The organism is Streptomyces sp. NPDC050546, from assembly GCF_044457425.1.
GTDB lineage: Bacteria > Actinomycetota > Actinomycetes > Streptomycetales > Streptomycetaceae > Streptomyces.
On the sequence record NZ_JBITGX010000006.1, the window covers coordinates 445,310 to 465,031 of the forward strand.

The 19,722-nt window shown below is 70.6% G+C and carries 16 protein-coding genes; 3 read left to right on the forward strand and 13 right to left on the reverse strand.

What is annotated here, in order from left to right; genetic code table 11:
• Positions 1-5: 5 nt before the first annotated feature.
• The gene (locus ACIBK5_RS18070; RefSeq protein ID WP_399020735.1) at positions 6-818 is read right to left on the reverse strand and encodes a lysophospholipid acyltransferase family protein; all 813 of its coding nucleotides are present in this window, start codon (positions 816-818) and stop codon (positions 6-8) included.
• Between the two features lie 202 nt (positions 819-1,020).
• On the opposite strand from ACIBK5_RS18070, the gene ACIBK5_RS18075 reads away from it, so the two are divergent.
• Both ACIBK5_RS18075 and ACIBK5_RS18080 read left to right on the forward strand, forming a co-directional pair.
• A complete protein-coding gene (locus ACIBK5_RS18075) occupies positions 1,021-1,818 on the forward strand; it encodes an alpha/beta hydrolase (protein ID WP_399020737.1) in 798 nt (265 codons plus the stop codon).
• Entirely contained in the window at positions 1,811-2,449 is a 639-nt protein-coding gene (locus ACIBK5_RS18080; RefSeq protein ID WP_399020739.1) for a hypothetical protein, read from the forward strand. The genes ACIBK5_RS18075 and ACIBK5_RS18080 overlap by 8 nt, the downstream gene beginning before the upstream one ends.
• Here ACIBK5_RS18080 and ACIBK5_RS18085 read toward each other — a convergent pair.
• The 6 genes from ACIBK5_RS18085 to ACIBK5_RS18110 all read right to left on the reverse strand — a co-directional run bounded on the left by ACIBK5_RS18085 (position 2,446) and on the right by ACIBK5_RS18110 (position 7,496).
• Positions 2,446-3,192, reverse strand: a complete 747-nt coding sequence (locus ACIBK5_RS18085) for an endonuclease/exonuclease/phosphatase family protein (RefSeq protein WP_399020741.1) — start codon at positions 3,190-3,192, stop codon at positions 2,446-2,448. The two genes, ACIBK5_RS18080 and ACIBK5_RS18085, sit on opposite strands and share 4 nt — an antisense overlap.
• Before the next feature lie 113 nt (positions 3,193-3,305).
• A complete protein-coding gene (locus ACIBK5_RS18090) occupies positions 3,306-4,259 on the reverse strand; it encodes an ROK family glucokinase (protein ID WP_215121994.1) in 954 nt (317 codons plus the stop codon).
• A gap of 71 nt (positions 4,260-4,330) precedes the next feature.
• A complete protein-coding gene (locus ACIBK5_RS18095) occupies positions 4,331-4,831 on the reverse strand; it encodes a DUF5304 domain-containing protein (RefSeq protein ID WP_399020743.1) in 501 nt (166 codons plus the stop codon).
• A 57-nt stretch (positions 4,832-4,888) separates the two neighbouring features.
• Complete coding sequence (locus ACIBK5_RS18100; protein ID WP_399020745.1) at positions 4,889-6,058, reverse strand: ArsA family ATPase; 1,170 nt, start codon at positions 6,056-6,058, stop codon at positions 4,889-4,891.
• A 91-nt stretch (positions 6,059-6,149) separates the two neighbouring features.
• Entirely contained in the window at positions 6,150-6,587 is a 438-nt protein-coding gene (locus tag ACIBK5_RS18105; protein WP_261680591.1) for an SRPBCC family protein, read from the reverse strand.
• A 111-nt stretch (positions 6,588-6,698) separates the two neighbouring features.
• Positions 6,699-7,496: a metallophosphoesterase gene (locus tag ACIBK5_RS18110; RefSeq protein WP_399020748.1), complete on the reverse strand. Its 798-nt coding sequence runs from the start codon at positions 7,494-7,496 to the stop codon at positions 6,699-6,701.
• A 297-nt stretch (positions 7,497-7,793) separates the two neighbouring features.
• Here ACIBK5_RS18110 and ACIBK5_RS18115 point away from each other — a divergent pair, with 297 nt between their 5' ends.
• A complete protein-coding gene (locus tag ACIBK5_RS18115; RefSeq protein ID WP_399020751.1) occupies positions 7,794-9,590 on the forward strand; it encodes an AMP-dependent synthetase/ligase in 1,797 nt (598 codons plus the stop codon).
• 16 nt (positions 9,591-9,606) lie between these two features.
• Here ACIBK5_RS18115 and ACIBK5_RS18120 read toward each other — a convergent pair whose 3' ends face one another.
• From ACIBK5_RS18120 to ACIBK5_RS18145, 6 genes are all read right to left on the reverse strand, one after another.
• Positions 9,607-11,010 carry an FG-GAP repeat protein gene (locus tag ACIBK5_RS18120; RefSeq protein ID WP_399020753.1) on the reverse strand — a complete coding sequence of 468 codons (1,404 nt, stop codon included), beginning with the start codon at positions 11,008-11,010 and terminating at the stop codon, positions 9,607-9,609.
• Complete coding sequence (locus ACIBK5_RS18125; RefSeq protein ID WP_399020755.1) at positions 11,007-11,924, reverse strand: alpha/beta hydrolase; 918 nt, start codon at positions 11,922-11,924, stop codon at positions 11,007-11,009. Before ACIBK5_RS18125 ends, ACIBK5_RS18120 begins: the two co-directional genes overlap by 4 nt.
• Positions 11,925-12,034: 110 nt before the next feature.
• Positions 12,035-14,158, reverse strand: a complete 2,124-nt coding sequence (locus ACIBK5_RS18130; protein ID WP_399020826.1) for a trypsin-like serine protease — start codon at positions 14,156-14,158, stop codon at positions 12,035-12,037.
• 98 nt (positions 14,159-14,256) lie between these two features.
• Complete coding sequence (locus ACIBK5_RS18135; protein ID WP_399020757.1) at positions 14,257-14,646, reverse strand: hypothetical protein; 390 nt, start codon at positions 14,644-14,646, stop codon at positions 14,257-14,259.
• 157 nt (positions 14,647-14,803) lie between these two features.
• The gene (locus tag ACIBK5_RS18140) at positions 14,804-15,532 is read right to left on the reverse strand and encodes a barstar family protein (RefSeq protein WP_399020759.1); all 729 of its coding nucleotides are present in this window, start codon (positions 15,530-15,532) and stop codon (positions 14,804-14,806) included.
• Between the two features lie 70 nt (positions 15,533-15,602).
• The gene (locus ACIBK5_RS18145; RefSeq protein WP_399020761.1) at positions 15,603-19,574 is read right to left on the reverse strand and encodes a polymorphic toxin-type HINT domain-containing protein; all 3,972 of its coding nucleotides are present in this window, start codon (positions 19,572-19,574) and stop codon (positions 15,603-15,605) included.
• Positions 19,575-19,722: the final 148 nt, after the last annotated feature.

Sequence of the window (19,722 nt, forward strand, 5' to 3'; positions counted from 1 at the left end):
CCCGACTAGGGCTCGGTGCGCCGCTGCTCCGTCTCGGCCTGCTTCTTCTCGGCCTGTTCCCGCTCGGCCTTCTCCTTCGCGGCCTGTTCCTTCTCCGCCCGCGCGAGCGCCGCCTTCGCCGCCTTCTCGGCTTCCTTGTCCGCCTTCGCCGCGTCCGCGATCTGGCGCTTCATGGCCGTGGCGTACATGTCGACGTACTCCTGGCCGGAGAGCTTCATGATCTCGTACATGACCTCGTCGGTCACCGCGCGCAGCACGAAGCGGTCGTGCTCCATGCCCTGGTAGCGGCTGAAGTCCAGGGGCTTGCCGATCCTGATGCCCGGGCGCATCAGCTTCGGCATGACCTTGCCGGGCGGCTGGATCTTCTCCGTGTCGATCATCGCGACGGGCAGGACGGGCGCGCCGGTCGCGAGGGCCACGCGCGCGAGGCCGCCCGGCTTGCCGCGGTAGAGCCGCCCGTCGGGCGAGCGCGTGCCCTCCGGGTAGATGCCGAACAGCTCGCCGCGCTCCAGCACCTCTATGCCGCTCCTGATGGCGGCCTCACCCGCGCCGCGCGCACCGGAGCGGTCCACGGGGAGCTGCCCCACGCCCTTGAAGAAGGCGGCCGTCAGCCGGCCCTTCACACCGGGCGTGGTGAAGTACTCCGCCTTCGCGATGAACGTGACCTTGCGGTCCAGTACCGCGGGCAGGAAGAACGAGTCCGAGAAGGACAGGTGGTTGCTCGCCAGGATCGCGGCGCCCTGCGCGGGAACGTTCTCCAGGCCTTCCACCCAGGGCCTGAAGGCGACCTTCAGCGGTCCCCCAACAGCGACCTTCATCGCGCCGTACAACAACCGAGTGCCTCCTGTATGTGTCGGTCAGACCTTAACCCGGAGTGCTGTCAAAGGCGCCGACGGCCCTGGTCGGTGTCAGTGCGGTCGCGTACGGTGAAGGTCCCGCGAACGACGTGCGACCCCCTCCATGACGTTCCGTGACATTCCGTGATCGTGTCAGTCCCTTCTCACGACCAGGAGGCCGAAGGTGCCGGTCCTTTCCGGAGCCGAGCCGTTTCGCCACGAGGGCGGGGAGGTCGCCGTCCTCCTCTGCCACGGTTTCACCGGATCACCGCAGTCGCTGCGCCCCTGGGCGGAGCACCTCGCCGAGCGCGGTCTGACCGTCTCCCTGCCGCTGCTGCCCGGGCACGGCACCCGCTGGGAGGACCTGCGGATCACCGGCTGGCAGGACTGGTACGCGGAGGTGGACCGCGAGCTGCGCCTCCTGTGCGAGCGCCGTGAGCGGGTGTTCGTGGCCGGTCTGTCCATGGGCGGCGCCCTGGCCCTGCGGCTGGCCGCGAAGCACGGCGACGCCGTCAGCGGCGTGGTGGTCGTCAACCCCGCGAACAAGGTGCACGGACTGGCGGCGCACGCGCTCCCGGTGGTCCGCCACCTCGTCCCCGCGACGAAGGGCATCGCCAGCGACATCGCCAGGCCGGACAGCCGGGAGCTCGGCTACGACCGGGTCCCGCTGCACGCGGCGCACTCCCTGCGCCAGTTCTTCCGGATCGTCGACGGCGAGCTGCCGCAGGTCACGCAGCCGGTGCTGCTGCTGCGCAGCCCGCAGGACCATGTGGTGCCGCCCGCCGACTCCGCCCGCGTCCTCAGCCGCATCTCCTCGACGGATGTGAAAGAGGTCATCCTGGAACAGAGCTACCACGTCGCCACGTTGGACCATGACGCGGACCGGATCTTCGAGGAGAGCGTCGAGTTCATCGGCCGGCTCGCGTCCGGCCTCGGCAAGGAGCCCGGTCTCGGCAAGGAAGGGACGACCGCAGGTGGCTGAGCACGACTCGGACCGCGAGGACCGCGAGGGCCGTGAGCCGGACGAGGAGGGCGTCCCGTTCGACGAGGAGGCCGCATGGGCCGCGATCGTCGCCGCGTACGGCGATGAGCCGCCGGACCCGCCGGGCGCCAAGCCGTTCAAGTCGATCGAGGACCTGGCGCTGCTGGAGACTCCGACCAACGACGACCGGGTGGACACGGCCGGGACGGTCAAGGACGCCGCGAAGCCCTCCGAGCCCGAGGGACCGGAGGTCAAGGAGCCCGGGGACAAGCCGGCCGCCCCGGCCACCCCGCTGGGCGGCTCCGTCTCCTTCGCGCCCGGCGTCGGCCCGCGTGACTACTCCGCGCCCGAGCCCGCCGAGGAGGACTTCGACGAGGACGACGAAGGCCACTTCGTGCCGCCGGAGCCGCCCCCGCTGCCGGAGGCCGACGTGACGGCGAAGTTCGCCTGGCTGGGCGTGCTCGGCGGTCCGGTGCTGCTTCTGCTGGCCGTGGTGCTCGGCTGGGAGATGACGTGGTGGCTGGCCACGGCGGGGATCGGCGGGTTCCTCGGCGGGTTCGCGACGCTGGTGACACGGATGCGGACGGATGACGAGGACGACGAGGATCCGGGGCGCGGGGCGGTCGTCTAACCGGCCGGCACCTTGAGGGCGGCCAGGACCGGTAGATGGTCCGTGGCCGCCCTCAGGTCTGTCCCGGTCACCCCGGGGTGACCGGCCGGCACTCCGCAGCCCAGCACCTCGATGCCCTTGGTCGCGAAGATCGCGTCGATGCGCTGGTAGGGGTCGGCGGGGGTCCAGGTGTGCTCGCCGCCCCAGGGCGCGGCGGCCCGGCAGTCGGTGAGACCGTCGGTCAGCCTGCGGAAGGTGCGGCCGTCCGGGCGCTCGTTCAGGTCACCGCCGGCGATCGCGTGCTCCACGCCCATCCCGGCGAGCCGGTCGAGGAGCATGCCGCCCTGCTCGTAGCGCTCGTCCCTCTGCAGCGACAGATGACAGCTCAGGACGCCGAGCCGGGTGCCGGCGAACCGGACGACGGCGGTGGCGAAGCCGCGGCGGTGCAGGCCGGGGGTGAGGGGCAGGAGGACGTCCTCCGTGCGCTCGACCGTCGCCCGGAGCGAGCAGAGGATCGCCGGGCCCGCGGCCGTGGCGCCGCCGGTGAGGATGACGAGGTCGGCCGCGCGGGCCAGGCGGGCGAGTTTCTTGCGCCAGCGGAAGAAGCGGGGGGCTTCCTGGACGAGGACCAGGTCGGGTTCGCAAGCGCGGATCACACGGGCCAGGGCGTCGGTGTCGTCGCGCATCGAGCGGATGTTGTAGCTGAGGACCCTGATGACCGCGGAACCGTCGGGTTCGGTCCGGGAGTTGGGGAGCGGCGCCATGTTGGTCAATTTACGCCCGATGGCTCGGGGCGCGAGGGTTGTGCGCGAGTGCCGGTTGTTCGTGGCTTGTCGCGCAGTTCCCCGCGCCCCTTGGGGCACAACCCTGAAGGCGTTTACATGATCGGGTCGGGTTCCCTGGCCAGGTCTGCCGCTCCCACCAGGCCCGCCTTGTTGCCCAGTTCCGCGGCCCTTACCTCCGCCACCGGGCGCCAGTTGCCGCCGACCAGCCAGCGCTTGTAGGACTTGCGGATCGGACCGAGGACCAGTTCGCCCTCGTCGGAGAGGCCGCCGCCCACGATGAACGCGGAGGGGTCGAAGAGGGAGGCCAGGTCGGCGAGGCCCGCGCCGACCCAGCGGGCCAGCTCGCGGTAGGAGTCGACGGCCACACGGTCACCCTGGCGGGCGGCCATGGAGATGTGCTTGCCCTCGATGCCCTCGGGCGTGCCGTTGCCGAGGCCGAGCAGGATCTCGGCGTTCTCGGGGGTGGCGTTGGCACGCTGCTTGGCGTACCGGACGAGCGCGCGTCCCGAGGCGTACTGCTCCCAGCAGCCCTGCGAGCCGCAGCCGCACAGCAGGCCGTCCGGCACCATGCGGATGTGGCCGAACTCGGCGGCCACGCCGAAGTGACCGCGGCGCAGCTTGTTGCCGATGATGATGCCGCCGCCGAGGCCGGTGCCCAGGGTGATGCAGATGACGTTGCGGTGGCCCTTGCCCCCGCCGAACTTGTACTCGCCCCACGCCGCGGCGTTCGCGTCGTTCTCGACGACCACCGGAAGGCCCACGCGGGCCTCGACCTTCTCCTTGAGCGGTTCGTTGCGCCAGTGGATGTTGGGCGCGAAGTAGACCTCGGAGCGCTGCCGGTTCACATAGCCGGCGGCGCCGATGCCCACGCCGACGATGTCGTGCCCGACGCGGGCGCCTTCCACCGCCGAGGCGATGGCGTCCACGATGCCCTCGGCCGTGCCCGGGGTCGGCACCTTGTGGGTCGAGAGGATGTTGCCTTCCTCATCGACCACGCCGGCCGCGATCTTCGTGCCGCCGATGTCGACGCCGATGGTGAGTCCCATGAATCCCTCAGTTTCGGTCGAGCCCCGCTACGGCCAACGGTACCCGAGAGGCCGGAGGCTCGGCCGGGGGCTCAGTCCAGGTCGATGCGTTCCCCGGGGCCGTCGTCGTCGCCCCGGTCGCGGCGTTCGTCCAGGTCACGGGGGTCGGTGTCGTCGTCGCGGCCGGTCCAGCGCCGCTCCTGGGCCTGCACGGCGGAGCGGTAGGCGGCGAGCAGTTCGTTCCCGGCCGCCGCGAGGTGGTCGAAGACGTCCGGATTGCGCTCGATGACGGGTTCCACGGCGTCCTTGGCCTGCTGGACGACCTGCCGGACGACCTGCTGGGCGGCGGGCCCGGCGACCGCGCCGAACAGCGGGGACTCGAGGCCGGACAGCTTGTCCGCGACGGCGTCGACGAGCTTCTTCAGTTCCTCGGCAGCGGAGCCCGGGGGCGGGCCGTACTGAGCACGGCGGCGGGCCTTCTCCGCCTCGAGGTCCTCGGCGCACGCGGTCGCCCAGGCGTCGGCGTCGGTCGCCCGTACCTCGTCCACGGCCTCTTCGCGGGCGGCGTCGGACGGGGGGAGCTCTTCGCTCATGACGGACTCCTGACTACGGTTCGTCCCTACGACGTTACCCGAACGGGCGTACCGCGCTCACCGGGCCTGCGGCCACAGTTTCGGGTCGGGTGCGAAGCGGATGCGCAGCTCGCCCTCGCGCAGGGCGGCGCCGTCGACGGTGCAGCGGCGCAGCGCGGAGGGCAGCGGGACGACACGGCGGAACCGCCCCGCGGTGACGACCAGTTCGTCGCCGCGCCGGACGAGGTCCAGTTCCTCGCGTATGGCCCCGGGCAGGGGGATGTGCCAGACGAGCACACCGTCGTCGCCGAGCCGGTCGGTCACGGGCCATTCGACCGGGGAGGCGGCGTGCTCGGCGCCGGGCACATCGAGGGCGGCGAGGTCGTCGGCACCGCGCGGGTCGCGTCCGAGGTGGGCGACGGCGCGCACGTCGTGCGCCTCCCGCCACTCCTCCAGCGTCTTGCGCTGCTGGGCGACCGGCCCGGCGAGCCAGGTGTCCGGTGACGCCTCGGGCAGGACGCGGTTGGCGACCACGACGTCGGTGCGCAGGCCGCGCAGGGCGAGACCGAGGCCGGCGGTACGGACGGCGTCGGCACCGGCGGGGCCCGGCTCGGCGACCAGCCGTACGACGGTGTCGCGGTCGGCGACGACCGCCTCCACGGCGGCCAGCTCCAGTTCCCAGCGCCCTGCCGTCTCGTACAGCCACTCGGCGGGCATGGGCACGCCGGCCAGCCGTCCCAGCACGGGGCGCAGAGCGCGGGCGGCCTGCCGTTCGGGCGGCAGCAGCCGGCGCAGATAGCGGCGCAGTTCCTCGGGCAGGGCGAGGAGGGCGAGGGCCTGCGGTGTCGGGGGGAGGTCGACTACGAGGAGGTCGTACGACTCCGACAGCGCGGCGTCGCGCAGGGCTCGCAGGAGGGCGAGTTCCTCCGCGCCGGGGAGGGGGGTGAGCTCCTCGGGGTCCAGCCGCGAGGCTCCGAGGAGGTCCAGGGCGGAGGAGGCACGGTCCTGAAGGGCGGTGAGGTCCTTCCGGAATTCCTGGGCGGGGTCGGGCCGCCAGGCCGTCAGGCCGGGAGCGACTTCGACCGGCTCAGGTCCCGTACCGCTCCCCAGCGCGGCACCGAGGGTGTCGGTGCGGTCGGCACTGAGGACGAGGGTGCGGGTGCCCTCGCGGGCGGCGGTGACCGCGGTGGCGGCCGCGAGCGTGGTACGCCCGCTACCGCCGGGGCCCATGATCAGGATGGTGCGCATGAGAATGAACGGTAACCGAGACGCCCCTTTGAGGGGCGCGGGGAACTGCGCGAGCAGCCCCAACGCACCGGCACCCGGCCGACGACCGCGATCAGGCGGATTCGACCCTCTTCTTCAACCCCGCCAGCGCCCGGTCGATGATGACCTTCTCGGCCTTCCGCTTGATCATCCCCAGCATCGGGATCTTGACGTCCACGGTCAGCACGTACGTGACCTCCGTACCCCCCGCCCCGGCGGGCTTGAGGAGGTACGAGCCGTCAAGAGACCGCAGCATCTGGGACTTCACCAGCGTCCAGGACACCTCGTTCTCGCCGGTCCAGGTGTACCCGAGCACCTGGTCGTCCTTGATCGCACCCGCGTCCATGACGAGGCGGACCTGCTCGGCGCGGCCCTGCTCGTCGGTCTTGAGGACCTCCGCCTCCTTCACCTCGCCGGTCCAGTCCGGATAGCGGGCGAAGTCGGAGATGACCGCCATGACGTCGGCCGGGGCTGCCTCGATGGTGATGCTCGAGCTGGTGTGTTCCGCCATCGCCGTGGCTCCTCCAGATACGGGCCGGTAAGACGTCGTCGTGCGCACGTGTGTGCAGCGTGAAGGCTACCGCGCACGGGCCCCGCCGATCTCACCCGACCTGGGGCGTCCTCACCAGTCCAGCGCCCAGGGCGTCCCGGTCGCCGCGAAGTGCCCCACGTTCACGCACTCGGTGGCCCCGATCCGCATCCGTCGCGTGAGCGGCTGGTGCACGTGCCCGAACAGGGCGTACCGGGGCCGGGTGCGGTGGATGGCGTCCAGCAGGGCGCGGCTGCCGCGCTCGAAGCGGCGGGCGACGGTATCGTAGACCAGCTCGGGAACCTCGGGCGGGATGTGTGTGCAGAGCACGTCGACCTCGCCCACGGCCTCGATCTTCGCCGCGTACTCCTCGTCGCTGATCTCGTACGGCGTCCGCATCGGCGTGCGCAGGCCGCCGCCCACGAAGCCGAAGACCCGGCCGCCGATCTCGACGCGCTCGCCGTCGAGGACGGTCGTGCCGGGCCCGGCGTACTCCTGCCACAGCGGCGGCATGTCGACGTTGCCGTAGGTCGCGTACGTAGGAGTGGGGAACGCGGCGAACATCTCGGCGTACTGCTTGCGCACCGCCTTCTCGATCACCGAGGCCCGGTCCGCGCCGACCCCGGCCCACAGCCGGGCCCCGAGCTCCCGCGCCTCCTCGAAGCGGCGGGCGGTGCGCAGCGCCACGAGACGGTCGGCGTTCTCGACGCCGAACAGGTCGGGGAAGATGCCGCGCGAGTGGTCGGCGTAGTCGAGGAAGAGGACGAGGTCGCCCAGGCAGATCAGGGCGTCGGCGCCCTCGCCGGCCCTGGCCAGGTCACGGGCGTTGCCGTGCACGTCGCTCACTACGTGCACACGTGTCCTGCGGTTTCCGGCTGGTGTGGGTGCCATGGCGATCAAGAGTAGGCCGAGCGCTGTCCTTGTGAACAGTGGCGGTCCTACCTGCGGTTACTGGCCAGTCAGTTAGTACGTGGACTACTGTGCGCGAAGGAATACCCAAGTGTGTGACGCAGCGAACATCTCGATGGGACCCCCTGTCGCAGAAGCCATACCGGCGGGTAACGTCCGGGCCGTCCAGTCGTGCTCTGCATTTCAACAAGTGAATGCCTGAGTACCTGCCCGAGCCTTGGACCGCACCGTCGCAGCACACAACGTCGTGGCGCCGGCGCCCTATGAGGAGCAGCAGTCTTGCGCGAGTTCAGCCTTCCGGCTTTGTACGAGGTCCCTGCGGACGGAAATCTCACCGACATCGTCCGCAGAAACGCCGCGCAGCATCCGGACGTCGCCGTCATCGCCCGCAAGATCGGCGGTACCTGGCAGGACGTCACGGCCACCGTCTTCCTCGCCGAGGTGCACACGGCCGCGAAGGGGCTGATCGCCGCCGGTGTCCAGCCGGGCGACCGGGTCGGCCTGATGTCCCGCACGCGCTACGAGTGGACGCTGCTGGACTTCGCGATCTGGAGTGCGGGCGCGGTGACCGTGCCGGTGTACGAGACCAGTTCGCCGGAGCAGGTGCAGTGGATCCTCGGTGACTCGGGCGCCACCGCGTGCATCGTGGAGTCGGACGCGCACACGGCCGCCGTCGAGTCGGTGCGCGACCGGCTGCCGGCGCTGAAACACGTGTGGCAGATCGAGGGCGGCGGTCTCGACGAACTGGGCCGGCTCGGGCAGGACGTCACCGACCGGACGGTCGAGGAGCGCGGCTCGATCGCCAAGGCCGACGACCCGGCGACCATCGTCTACACCTCGGGCACCACCGGCCGCCCCAAGGGCTGTGTGCTCACCCACCGCAGCTTCTTCGCCGAGTGCGGCAACATCGTGGAGCGTCTGCGTCCGCTCTTCCGCACGGGCGAGTGCTCGGTGCTCCTCTTCCTGCCGCTCGCGCACGTCTTCGGGCGGCTGGTGCAGATCGCGCCGATGATGGCGCCGATCAAGCTCGGCTGCGTCCCGGACATCAAGAACCTCACCGACGAGCTGGCCTCGTTCCGCCCGACGCTGATCCTCGGGGTGCCGCGCGTCTTCGAGAAGGTCTACAACTCGGCGCGCGCCAAGGCGCAGGCCGACGGCAAGGGCAAGATCTTCGACAAGGCCGCCGACACCGCGATCGCGTACAGCAAGGCGCTGGACACACCCTCGGGCCCGTCCTTCGGCCTGAAGATCAAGCACAAGACGTTCGACAAGCTCGTCTACAGCAAGCTCCGCGCGGTCCTCGGCGGCCGGGGCGAGTACGCCATCTCCGGCGGGGCCCCGCTGGGCGAGCGCCTGGGCCACTTCTTCCGCGGTATCGGCTTCACGGTCCTGGAGGGCTACGGCCTGACCGAGTCCTGCGCGGCCACCGCGTTCAACCCCTGGGACCGGCAGAAGATCGGCACGGTCGGGCAGCCGCTGCCCGGCTCGGTGGTCCGGATCGCCGACGACGGCGAGGTGCTGCTGCACGGCGAGCACCTGTTCAAGGAGTACTGGAACAACCCCGGCGCGACCGGGGAGGCGCTGGCCGACGGCTGGTTCCACACCGGTGACATCGGCACCCTCGACGAGGACGGCTACCTCAAGATCACCGGCCGCAAGAAGGAGATCATCGTCACGGCGGGCGGCAAGAACGTCGCCCCGGCCGTGATCGAGGACCGTATCCGCGCGCACGCCCTGGTCGCGGAGTGCATGGTGGTGGGCGACGGGCGGCCGTTCGTGGGCGCGCTGGTCACCATCGACGAGGAGTTCCTGGGCCGCTGGTGCGCGGACCACGGCAAGCCGGCGGGTGCCACCGCGGCGTCGCTGTGCGAGGACCCGGACCTGCTGGCCGCGATCCAGGCGGCGATCGACGACGGCAACGCCGCGGTGTCGAAGGCGGAATCGGTGCGGAAGTTCCGCATTCTGTCCTCCCAGTTCACGGAGGAGTCGGGCCACCTGACCCCCTCACTGAAGCTGAAGCGGAACGTGGTGGCGAAGGACTACGCGCACGAGGTCGAGGCGATCTACGCGAAGTGACGGTCCGCCAGCGGGTCTAGGGCGCCAGGACGGTGCCCAGGCCGCCGTCGTCCGGGGTGCCCGCGACGGCGGGACCGATGAAGACGCCGCTGCCGTCGGCGCCGACGTGCACGACGGTGCCGTCACCGGAGTTCTCGCCCGGGGCGCCGATCGCCAGGCCGGTGGACGAGGTCCCGGTGAAATCGCCCGCCGCGATGTCCGCGCCGAAGCGGTCCCCGGCCTCGGCGGCGCCGGGGAGCCCGTCGGCACCCTGATTGAGGGCCTGTGCGGATGCCACCGTGAGGTCGGCGGTCAGCCGCAGGACCAGGCCGGCGCCGGCATCGGCTCGGGCGGTTCCGTCCACGGTGATGTCCTCGCCGGGCACGCCTGCCAGGACATCGAGGACGCCGTCACCGTCGATGTCGCGCAGCGCCACCGAAGTGCCCATGGCGTCACCCGCTTCGGCGGTGCCGGGGATGCCGTCGGTGTCCTGGTGGACGGTGACAGCGTCCCCGGGGTGGTTGAGGCCCCACGCGTGGCCGCGCTTGATGGTGACCTGTCCCCCTGCCCGGCCCCGGGCGTCGGCGGCGAGCGGCTGCCCCACCACTAGGTCGTCGTAGCCGTCCTTGCCGATGTCGCCGGCGTCGAGGGAGCGGCCCGGAGGTACCAGGGCGCCGAAGCCGCCCGCGAGGCCGTCCGGGCCGCCGGTGAACTCGAAGACCTTGCCGATGCCGTACGTGTCGACGACGGTCACCGCCAGATCGTCATAACCGTCGGCGTCGAAGTCGCCTACCGCGCCGTCGATGGCGACAGCGGGATCGAAGCTCACACCGTCGGTGTGGACGGCGCCGGTGGCGCTGTCGCGCCAGACGAGCCAGGAGCCGCTGCCTGTGGTGCCGGGACCCAGGCCGATCGCGTCGTCGAGGCCGTCGCCGTCGACGTCCCCCACCTCCACGTCGGTGCCGAGGCGGGCCGAGGACGACGGCCCCCGGTGGGCCCCCGTCGTGAAGGACGTGCCTGCGGTCAGACCCGAAGCGCCGGTCAGGAGGGTGACCGAGCCGCGGTCGGCGTTGCCGCTCGTGTCGTTCTCGCCCGGCGAGCCGACCACCAGATCCAGGCGGCCGTCGCCGTCCAGGTCGCCGGCGGCTGTGGTTGCGCCGAAACGGTCGCCGGGCTCGGCTGATCCGGGCACCGAGCCGGTGTCCTGGGTGAGCGTACGTCGGCCGGTCGCGGAGGGGCCGGTGGCGGACCCGGGCAGGACGGTCACCGAGCCCGCCGCCGAGGCGGTGTCGGGGGTACCGGCGACCAGGTCGGAGGAGCCCGAGGCGTCGAAGTCGTACGGCGTCCCGGGCCCCGCCGCCCGCGCGGGATGCGACGTAAGGCCGGACACGGCCAGCACGGCGCAGGCGACGAGGGCGAACGCTCTCGCTTCCGTCCTCATGCCTTGCTCTTCAGCCAGGTGACGATGCGGTCGTACACCCCTGGCTCGCTCAGCAGGGAGCCGCCGTGCGCGGAGCCGGCGACGACCTGGGTCTGGATCCGGCCGTTGGGCACTCCCTTGGCCTCGGCCGTGGCTTCCAGGTCGGTGGAGTGGACGGGCGGTACGAAGTCTTCCTCTGAGTGGATCAGGTACATCGGAGCGTCGGCCGGGTCGACCCAGTTCTTGGAGACCATGCTGCGCCAGGTGTCCCAGCAGGAGGGGTGGAGCGCGGTGGAGGTGTCACCGGAGTCGGGATAACAGCGGGCGAGGACGGTCGAGTTGTCGCGGAGTTTGCGCTTCTTGGCGTCGGTGGAGGTGTTGCCGTCGTTCCACGCCCGGTAGGGAGAGGCGACGGGCGAGAGGGCGACCACGCCCTTGAGCTTCAGACCGTTGGCGCCGTGGGTGGCCGCGTCGGTGGCGAGCTGGCCGCCTGCCGAGGAGCCGAGGAGCAGCATCCGGTCGGGGTCGACGTCGAACTCGGCGGCGTGGGAGCGGATCCAGGCGACGGCGTCGGCGACGTCGTCGCGCTGGGCGGGCCACGCGGCCTCGAAGTTGAGCCGGTACTTGATGGCGAACACCTGGAAGCCCTCGGCGGCGAAGCGTTCCGCCGAGGAGGACCAGTCGGTCTGGTGGTACCAGTAGCCGCCGTGGATCAGCACCAGCGCCGGTCTGGGGCCGGAGCTGCTCGCGTTCCAGTGGGCGTCGAGGCTCTGGCGGGCGTGGGTGCCGTACTTGTGGGTGGTCTTGGCGGCGCCGGCCTGCACGGACTGTGTCGTGCGGGCACCGTGGGCGGCCGGGGCGGTAGCGGTGGTGGACAGGGCGGCGGCGCCCGCCACGGTGAGGGCGGCGAAGGCGGGCAGCAGTAAGCGGCGCATGGGTGTGTGCTTTCAGGCAGGAAGAAGTCGGGTGACGGGCCGGTTCCGCGACACGAGCGTGTCGCGGAACCGGCCGAGGTGGGTCCGAGTGCGTCGGTGCGTCCCTGGCGTCAGCGGATCACGGAGCCGAACGTCTCACCGGCCGCGGGCAGGCCACCGGTGCCCGGCTGGAACGTCGTGACCGGCTGGGTGGCGCCGCTGAGGACGTTCGCCCACGGCACCGCGTGCGCGGACCCGTAGGAGACGGGGCCGTTGGGCAGGCCGAGGTAGAGCTCGGTGCCGGTCGCGTGGAGGGAGGTGCCCACCTTCTGCGCGTTGCCCAGGGCACCCGGGATGCCGAACTTGCCCGGGTACACCGTGTTGATGAAGGCGCCGTTGGTCAGGCTGAAGGTGTAGACGGTGCCGCCGTCGGTGGCGCCGGTGCTGTCCTCGCCGGGCACGCCCACCGCGAGCAGCGTGTTCTGCGCGCTGCTGACCGCGCCCGGGGCGGTGTTCACGGCCGACAGGGAGTGGGCAAAGCCGTCGTTGGCCTCGATGGCGCCCGGGACACCGGTGGTTCCCTGGTAGATGCCGGAGATCTGGGTGAACCCGGAGGCCGTGAGGCGGAAGGTGTCGACGCGGCCCGCGTTGGCGGCCTGGGAGCCGTCCTCACCCGGCGAGCCGACGGCCAGGATCGACTCGGTACCGTTCGCGGCGGCGTTGGCCCGGTACTGCACAAGGGCCAGGGACGCGCCGAACCGGTCGTCGGCTTCCGCGCCGCCCTCGACGGTGTCGAGGTCCTGGTCGATGCCGGTCACGCCGGTCGGCAGCTTGGCCGCGTTGAGGGTGTGGCTGAACAGCGCGACACCGCCCGCAGCGGCGAGCGAGCCAATGGCCTCGCCCGGGGCACCCACCGCGAGGTGCTGCGGCGAACCCGCGATGGTGGAGCCGAACTTGTCGCCCGCCTCCATGGCGCCCGGCACACCCGCCTTGTCCTGGTGGATCAGGACGTTGGTGACGCCGGTGCCGCGCACGTAGACGACACCGCCCGCGTCGGTGATGCCACCGGCGGCGTCCTCGCCGGGGGCGCCGATGGCCAGGTACGGGTCGCCGGTGATCGCGGTGCCGGCTGCGAGGGCGGCGCCGAACTGGTCGCCTGACTCGGACGCCATCGCCGCGAGAGCGCCGGAACCAGAACCCTGCTCCAGACTGACGGCCGCCTTGCCGGTGGTCAGCCCGGACGACGCGCCGTAGAGGATGCTGACCATGCCGGCGTCGGTGGCTGTGCCCAGGTCCTCGGCCGGAGCGCCCACCACGAGGTCGGTGCAGCCGTCGAGGTTGTGGTCGTACGTGGCGAGCGCCGTGCCGAACCGGTCCTTCGCCTCCGAGCCGCCGGGGACCGCTTCGAGGTCCTGGGTCAGCTCGGCGGTGCCCTTGCCCCCGCCGTACACCACCCGGACCAGGCCCGCGCCCGCGTCGCCGCCGACGGCCGCATCGGGGTCGGCGATGGCGGTGTCGCGGACGCCGTCGCAGTTGAAGTCGGTGATGCGTGCCTCGGCCGTCTTGGTCTGTATCCAGGCGGCCAGGTCGTCCACTCGGGCGGCGATGCCACCGGTGCGGATCTCGGTCTCGGCGATGCCGAAGCAACCGCCCTGGTAGGAGCGGCTGCTGAGGGCGACCAGTTGATGCCTGCCGCCCGCCGAACGGACCAAGGGCCCGCCGGTATCGCCCATGCACGCGGAAACGCCGTCCCCGCCGGTGATCGTGGCGGTGGTGGCGGTGGCGGCGTTCACCGAGAACGTGCCGGTGTGCAGGTTGAGGGGCGCCCACTCGGTCTTGCTTCGGCCGTACCCCGCGAGCTTCAGCTCCTCGCCCGCGGCGGGCGCGGTGTCGGCCAGGGCGAGAGGAGAGACGTTAGTGACCGGTCGGTCGAGTCGTGCCAGGACCACGTCCCGGTCGGTGCGGGGCACCAGCTCGACGATCTCGCGTACAGCGCCGGTGGTGCTGGTGAGATCGGAGCGACCGAGGGTGGCGGTGGTCTTCCGCTGTGGTTTGCCCGCGGGCACAGCGAGGCCGGCGGCGGGGTTGTCGGCGAAGCAACTGGCTGCGGTCAGCAGCCACTCGGCGGCGACCAGGACTCCGGAACAACCTCGGTGGTGGTCACCGACAATGATCTGTGCCGTGTAGGCGTAGGTGGTCTCGGAGGCGGGGACTGGAGGCCCGGTCACGGCGGCAGCCGGGACGGCGGTACACATCAGCAGGGAGGCGCCCAGCGCGGCCAGGCGCACGGGTCTGGAGTGGTGTATCACGTGGTTCCTTGAAGACAGATCCGGCAGGGACGGTCGGCTGAGCGCTACTTGGATGTCCTGATCTCCACGAGCACGTGCCGGCGGCCTTGCTCGTCGTTTCCCTCACCGACCGAGGTCCAGGTGTTCTTCACGATGTCGAACGACTTCTTCTCGGTCCCGACGGTCATGTCGACCTCGGTCGTGTAGTCGTTGCCCCTGATCGCGTAGACAGCGGGGATCTCCATCGTCAGCCAGCCGGAGTTGCCCACGACCTTGAAGCAGATCCGGCCCTTCTCACGCGCCGAGACTTCCAGGAGCCCCGGGCCGCTCGCGCAGTCAGCGAATGTGATGTGGCCGTCTCCCCGTTTGAGGATGACGCCCTGCTCCTGGAGGATCTTGTCGGCCTGCGGGTGGTTGAAGTCCTCCACGGCGTAACCGGGGGCTTCGTCCACCACTGGCGTGACGGAGCCTGAGGTCCCGGCGGATGGTTGCCCGCCCGCTGCCCCGAACCAGGCCAGCGCACCGGCGGCCACGGCTGCCAAGGCAGTGCCGACGGATCTCTTGCGGTGTGACATCGCGAATATCGCGACGCGTTTTCTCATCACCATTCTCCTAATGCGGTTGCACTGTCAGGCCGTGCTTGTGAAACACGGCCATGATGCTGTCGACGAAGTCATCACCCAGCGCCTCACGAGAGGTCGTGTAATCCCGCCATACCAGGCGAGACGGGTGAGTCCCGTCGTTCCGTGCCCCTTGAAGGCATTCGTCGAGGGCCTCGAATGTGGCTCCGAAGTAGCCGCCGGGGCCGTTGAACGTCTCTCCCAGGGCACAGTAGAAAGCGTCCGGCGTGGCGCTTGCGACACCGTCCAAAAAGACTGTCTCCCCCGTTTGGTACCGGGTTGCTCGTTTCCCTGCGGTGAACCAGGCATTCTGCACGACGTGGAGCCAACTCTCGTGCCATTCCGTCGACTGACGGGCCCACTCCCCCAATTCGACGCCGACTGCCCACTTCTTCCAGATCTCTCCAGCCCTGGGGTATTCCCACGTATAGCCGAGAAATTCCATGTCAGGATGCTCACCGGGGCCCACTTCCGGCATCTCCCGGAAAGCCGCCTCTACCCTCCCGAGGTAGTACTTCCCGATCGGTTCTTGCTTCCGGCCGACGACTTGGAGCTCAACTCCCTCGACCTTTCTCCGGAGGTGGGCGATGCTGCGCACCTTGACGAAGGTGAATCTGTCCGCCGATTCCAGATCCTGCTCCACGAAGAAACCACGGATGTCCTCGGCGGCCAGCAGGACCTTCCCGGACTCCTTATCGACAAGTTGATACAGAATATTCATGTAAAGCCATCTGTCAGAGGGATTGCTCGACCGGAGAGCCGAAGCCCTTCGGCCGAGCACGCCGCATTTCCTACTTTTTCTTCTTCCATCCCCAGTCAGGGAAATGTGGGGCGGTGAAGCGCTGGATTTTCTTGTAGTGAGTCGACGTCCAGCCGTAGATCTTGATTCCGTTCTTCTCGAGGACAAGAAGTCGCTCGTTGTTCGGAGCACCCGGAACCCGGTACTTTGCGGCGCCCGCCCACCATGCGTACTCATGCCCCTTGTAGGTACCGTGCGACTGAAGCTTGCCCTGCCTGAGCAGGTCATAGGCCGCCGCGATCTCGTTGGTCATCCCCTTGGGCAGCTTGTCCGACAGGCGCCCGTTGGGGCACCGGTCGTTGTGTACCAGGACCGGGGTGGAGCCAGCCATCACGTAGTACGTGGGGATGTCGGCGATGGTCAGGTTGTGTACCCGCTGGTCCTCCACCGCCCAGGACTTCACCGCGGTGACAGGCACCTCCGCGCCCGTCGGCGTCCTCAGCCGCGTGCCCGTGTCGAGCTGCGCGGCCTCACGCCAGGCTCCGGTCGCACCCCCGGCCCAGAAGCGGTGCTTGTCCGTCGCGGTCACCGTTGCCGACAGTCCGGGACCGTGTGCCGGGACGGCGACCTGCACGAGCTTCTTGGCACCGCGACTGGTGATAGTCGCCTCGACCGGCTCGATCCGAGTATGTCCGGACTCGGGGGCGGTGGCCAGCACTCTGTCACCGACCCGGACCTTCTCGATCGCCTTGGTCCGGCCGTTGCCCAGCAGCACCCGAGTGCCCGGGAGGAAGCTGCTCTTCTGGCACGGCAGCTTTTTGAATGCCTTGAACTTGAGTGCGTTCAGGGCAAGGTCGTCCAGGCACTTGACCGACTTGCCGCCGAGGCACTTCTCGATCTCCTCGGCGCCCACGAACCAGGCGATCAGGCGGTCGAGATACGTGCTGGTGATGCAGCCGTACCCTCCGCCCTGGTCGGCGCCGCAGACCAGGAGCGTTTCACCCGGCTTGAGGTCACCGTCGGACAGGAGACTGTGCCGGACGGTCACCAACCGCTTTTCCAAGGTTCTGCGGAGCTCGTCATCGGACAGTGGTTTGCTGGCCTCCTGAGCTTCCTGCTTGATCTGGGCCTTCAATTCCGCCACGAGCTTGTCGGCGGCGGTCTTCATGGCTTCTGTCTCCGCCTTGGCTGCCGCCACGGCATCCTTGCCCGCGGCCTCCTCGGCGAGAGACGCCTGGTAGGAGGCGAGCCCGGCCTGGTAGGCATATTCCCCGGCGACAGAGGCGGAGTGCTGCGCGCGTTCCGCGGAACGGGCTGCCGACTTGGCGTCCTGCTGCGCAGCCGCCGCCGCGTTCCTGGCGGTCCTGGCGGAGTCAGCGGCCTGGTCGGCGGACTTCTGGGCCTGATCGGCGGACTTGTCGGCCTGCTTGGCGTAATTGTCAGCCTGCGTGGCGGATTTCTTGGCCTTGTCGGCCCACTCCACGGCCTTGGCGGCGTCCTTGCGCGCCTCCGCGGCCACCTTCTGGGCTTCGGCGGCGTCCTTGTGGGCGAGGTGCGCCGACTTGTACGCGGCCTTCAGCAGGACGTTGACCTCGGCGATGTGGGCGGCTGCGTTGGCGTCGCGCTGGCGCGCCTTGTGCAAGCCGATCTCCAGGAAGCTGCGCAGCCCGGACGGCGGACCCGACAGTACGGCCTGCGCCGCGGCCTGGACCTCGGGCCCGCCGGTGTCGAGGGCCTTGGTGACCGCCACGCGGTCGTCGTCCTCGCGGGCCCTGTGCTGCCCGGCCTCCAGGAACTGCGCCAGGTCCGCCGCGTTACCGTCCAGGGCCTTGCTCGCGGCGGCCTTGACACCGGGGCCACCCTGAGCGGCGATCTTGGCGACGGCGACCCGGTCGTCGTCATGCTTGCCCGGGTAGGCGCGGGTGCGCAGGAACTCCCGCACCTTGTCGGCAGGTTGGTCCAGGGCGTCCAGGGCGGCCTGTTGCTGGGCAGGGATCGTGGTGGTCGCGGCGATGTGCGCCACGCCGGCGCGGTCGTCCTCTTCCATGGCCACGCCCAGCCTGGAGCGGACGAACTCGGCCACATCCGCGTCGGTGCCCGACAGGGCGTTCTCGGCCGCGTCACGCACCCAGGTACCGCTGCTGCTCAGCAGATTGACCGCGGCTTGCCGCCCCTTGGTCACCGTGACCGCCGGGTCGGACGCCGAGGCCGCCTCGGTGACCAGCTTCTGCGTGTCGGCGGTGAGCTCCTGGCGGTGGCCGATCTCGTATGCGGCGGCGACCTTGCGGGCCTCATAGGCCCGTCTGGCCTCCTCGGCGGCCAGGACCTCTTCGTCCCGCTGCTGGGCCAGTCGCTCGGTGTCGGCCTTGCGGGCCAACTCCACTACGGTTGAGGCTTGTTCGGCGGCCTTCAGCGCGCCATCGGCTGCCACTGTGGCCGCGTTCGCGGCATCGGTGGACTCCTTGGCCGCGTCAACCGCCTCGCTCGCGTTGTCGGCGGCCTTGTTGGCCGCCGTCGCCGCGGCCGTCGCATGGGCGGCGGCGTCATTGGCCGCGTCCCGCGACTGCCGCGCGGCCTTGGCGGCCTGGTTGGCGTTGCTCTGGGCGGCGTTGGCGGCTCGCGTGGCCTGGTCAGCGAGCCGCTTGGCGCGGGCCGCTGCAGCGGTTGCCTCGTTGCTCTTGGCTCCCGCCTCCCCGGCCCAATGACCGGCGTCGGCGGCGGCCGCGGCCGCGGCGGCTGCGTTGACGCCCGCGCTGGCAGCGGCCGAGGCCGCCTTCGCCGCGTTGTCGGCGGCGATGCCGGCCTGGTCCGCCGCGTCAGCTGCTTTGCGTGCCCCCGAGGCGGCGGCATTCGCCTTGTCCGCGGCCTTCCGCGCCTCGTGGGCCCGATCGGCGTCAGCCGCCGTCGCAGCAGCGGCGGACCTGGCCGCGGAAGCGGCGTTGCCCGCCCGGCTGGCGGCATAGGCGGCCTGGGCTGCGGCGGTGGCGGCCACTCGCGCCGTTGCGTTCGCCGCCGCGGCCGCGGACACCGCCGTACGGGCCGACTGAGCCGCACGGTCGGCAGCGGCGGCGGCCCGGGACGCGGCTGCCGCCGCCTTGCCGGCCGACGCCTTGGCCTCCTGAGCCTCCTTGGCCGCGACCAGCGCCGCCGCCTTGGCCGCCTTCGTGGCCTTCTCCGCCTTGGCCGCCTCTTCCTTGGCGGTTTCGGTCAGTTCCTTCGCCTGCTTCTGCGCCTTCTCCGCGAGTTCGGCGAGCTGGCTGACCGAGAGGGTCTCCTGATCGCGCGCGGCCGCGATCGCCCAGCCGTGATCCAGGAACTCCTGTACGTCCTCGGCCGTGCCGTCGAGGGCCTGGCCGGCGAGCTTCTTCACGTTCGGACCGCCCGATGCGAGCAGTTGGGCGACCCGGACCCGGTTGTCGTCGCTGCGCGCCTTGTACTGCCCGTCCTGGAGGAACGCGGTCCAGTCATCGGCCGTGCCGTCCAGCGCTCCGCTGCCCGCCTCCTTCACTCCCGGGCCGCCGAATGCCATGGCCTGCGCCACCCGGACGCGCAGATCCTCGTCGTGGGCAGGGCCGAAGGAACCGTTCAGGAATACTTGGAGTTCCTCAATGCCACCGCTCAGCGCGGCATTGGCCTTCTCGCGGACCGCCGGACCGCCGATCGCCATGACCTGGGCGACCTGCACGCGCAGGTCCTCTTCCCAGATGACCGGCAAGTCCTCGGTCATGAACGTCTGGATGTCCTCGTCCGGCCCCAGCAGGGCTGCCTCCGCAGCCTTCCGCACACCCGGACCGCCATGCTTCCAGGCCTCAAGAACGTCCACTCTGCCGAGCGGTGGTTCACTGTCGTCGGCCGCGGCAGGACGTAGATCGGCGCCCAGGACTACCGTCAAGGCCAACAGCGTCGCCACGAAGCCGCGCCATGCCCGCGCGGCTCCCCATCTGACACTCAATGCGTCGCTCCTCATCCCTGCGTGACTGAATTCGACGGGGCCTCCGACGGCGTCATCGACGACAAGGAGCAAGGCGCGAACGGTGATTGTGGCGAACTCGGCGGACCTGAGAGGTCCTCGCATTCCAGGTACGCGGCCGCGCTCAGGCACCTGCCCGTGGACGGCGGGCCGCGCTCCCCCTGGTCACTTCCCCGTACTGCCCCCCGCCGGGAGGTCACCC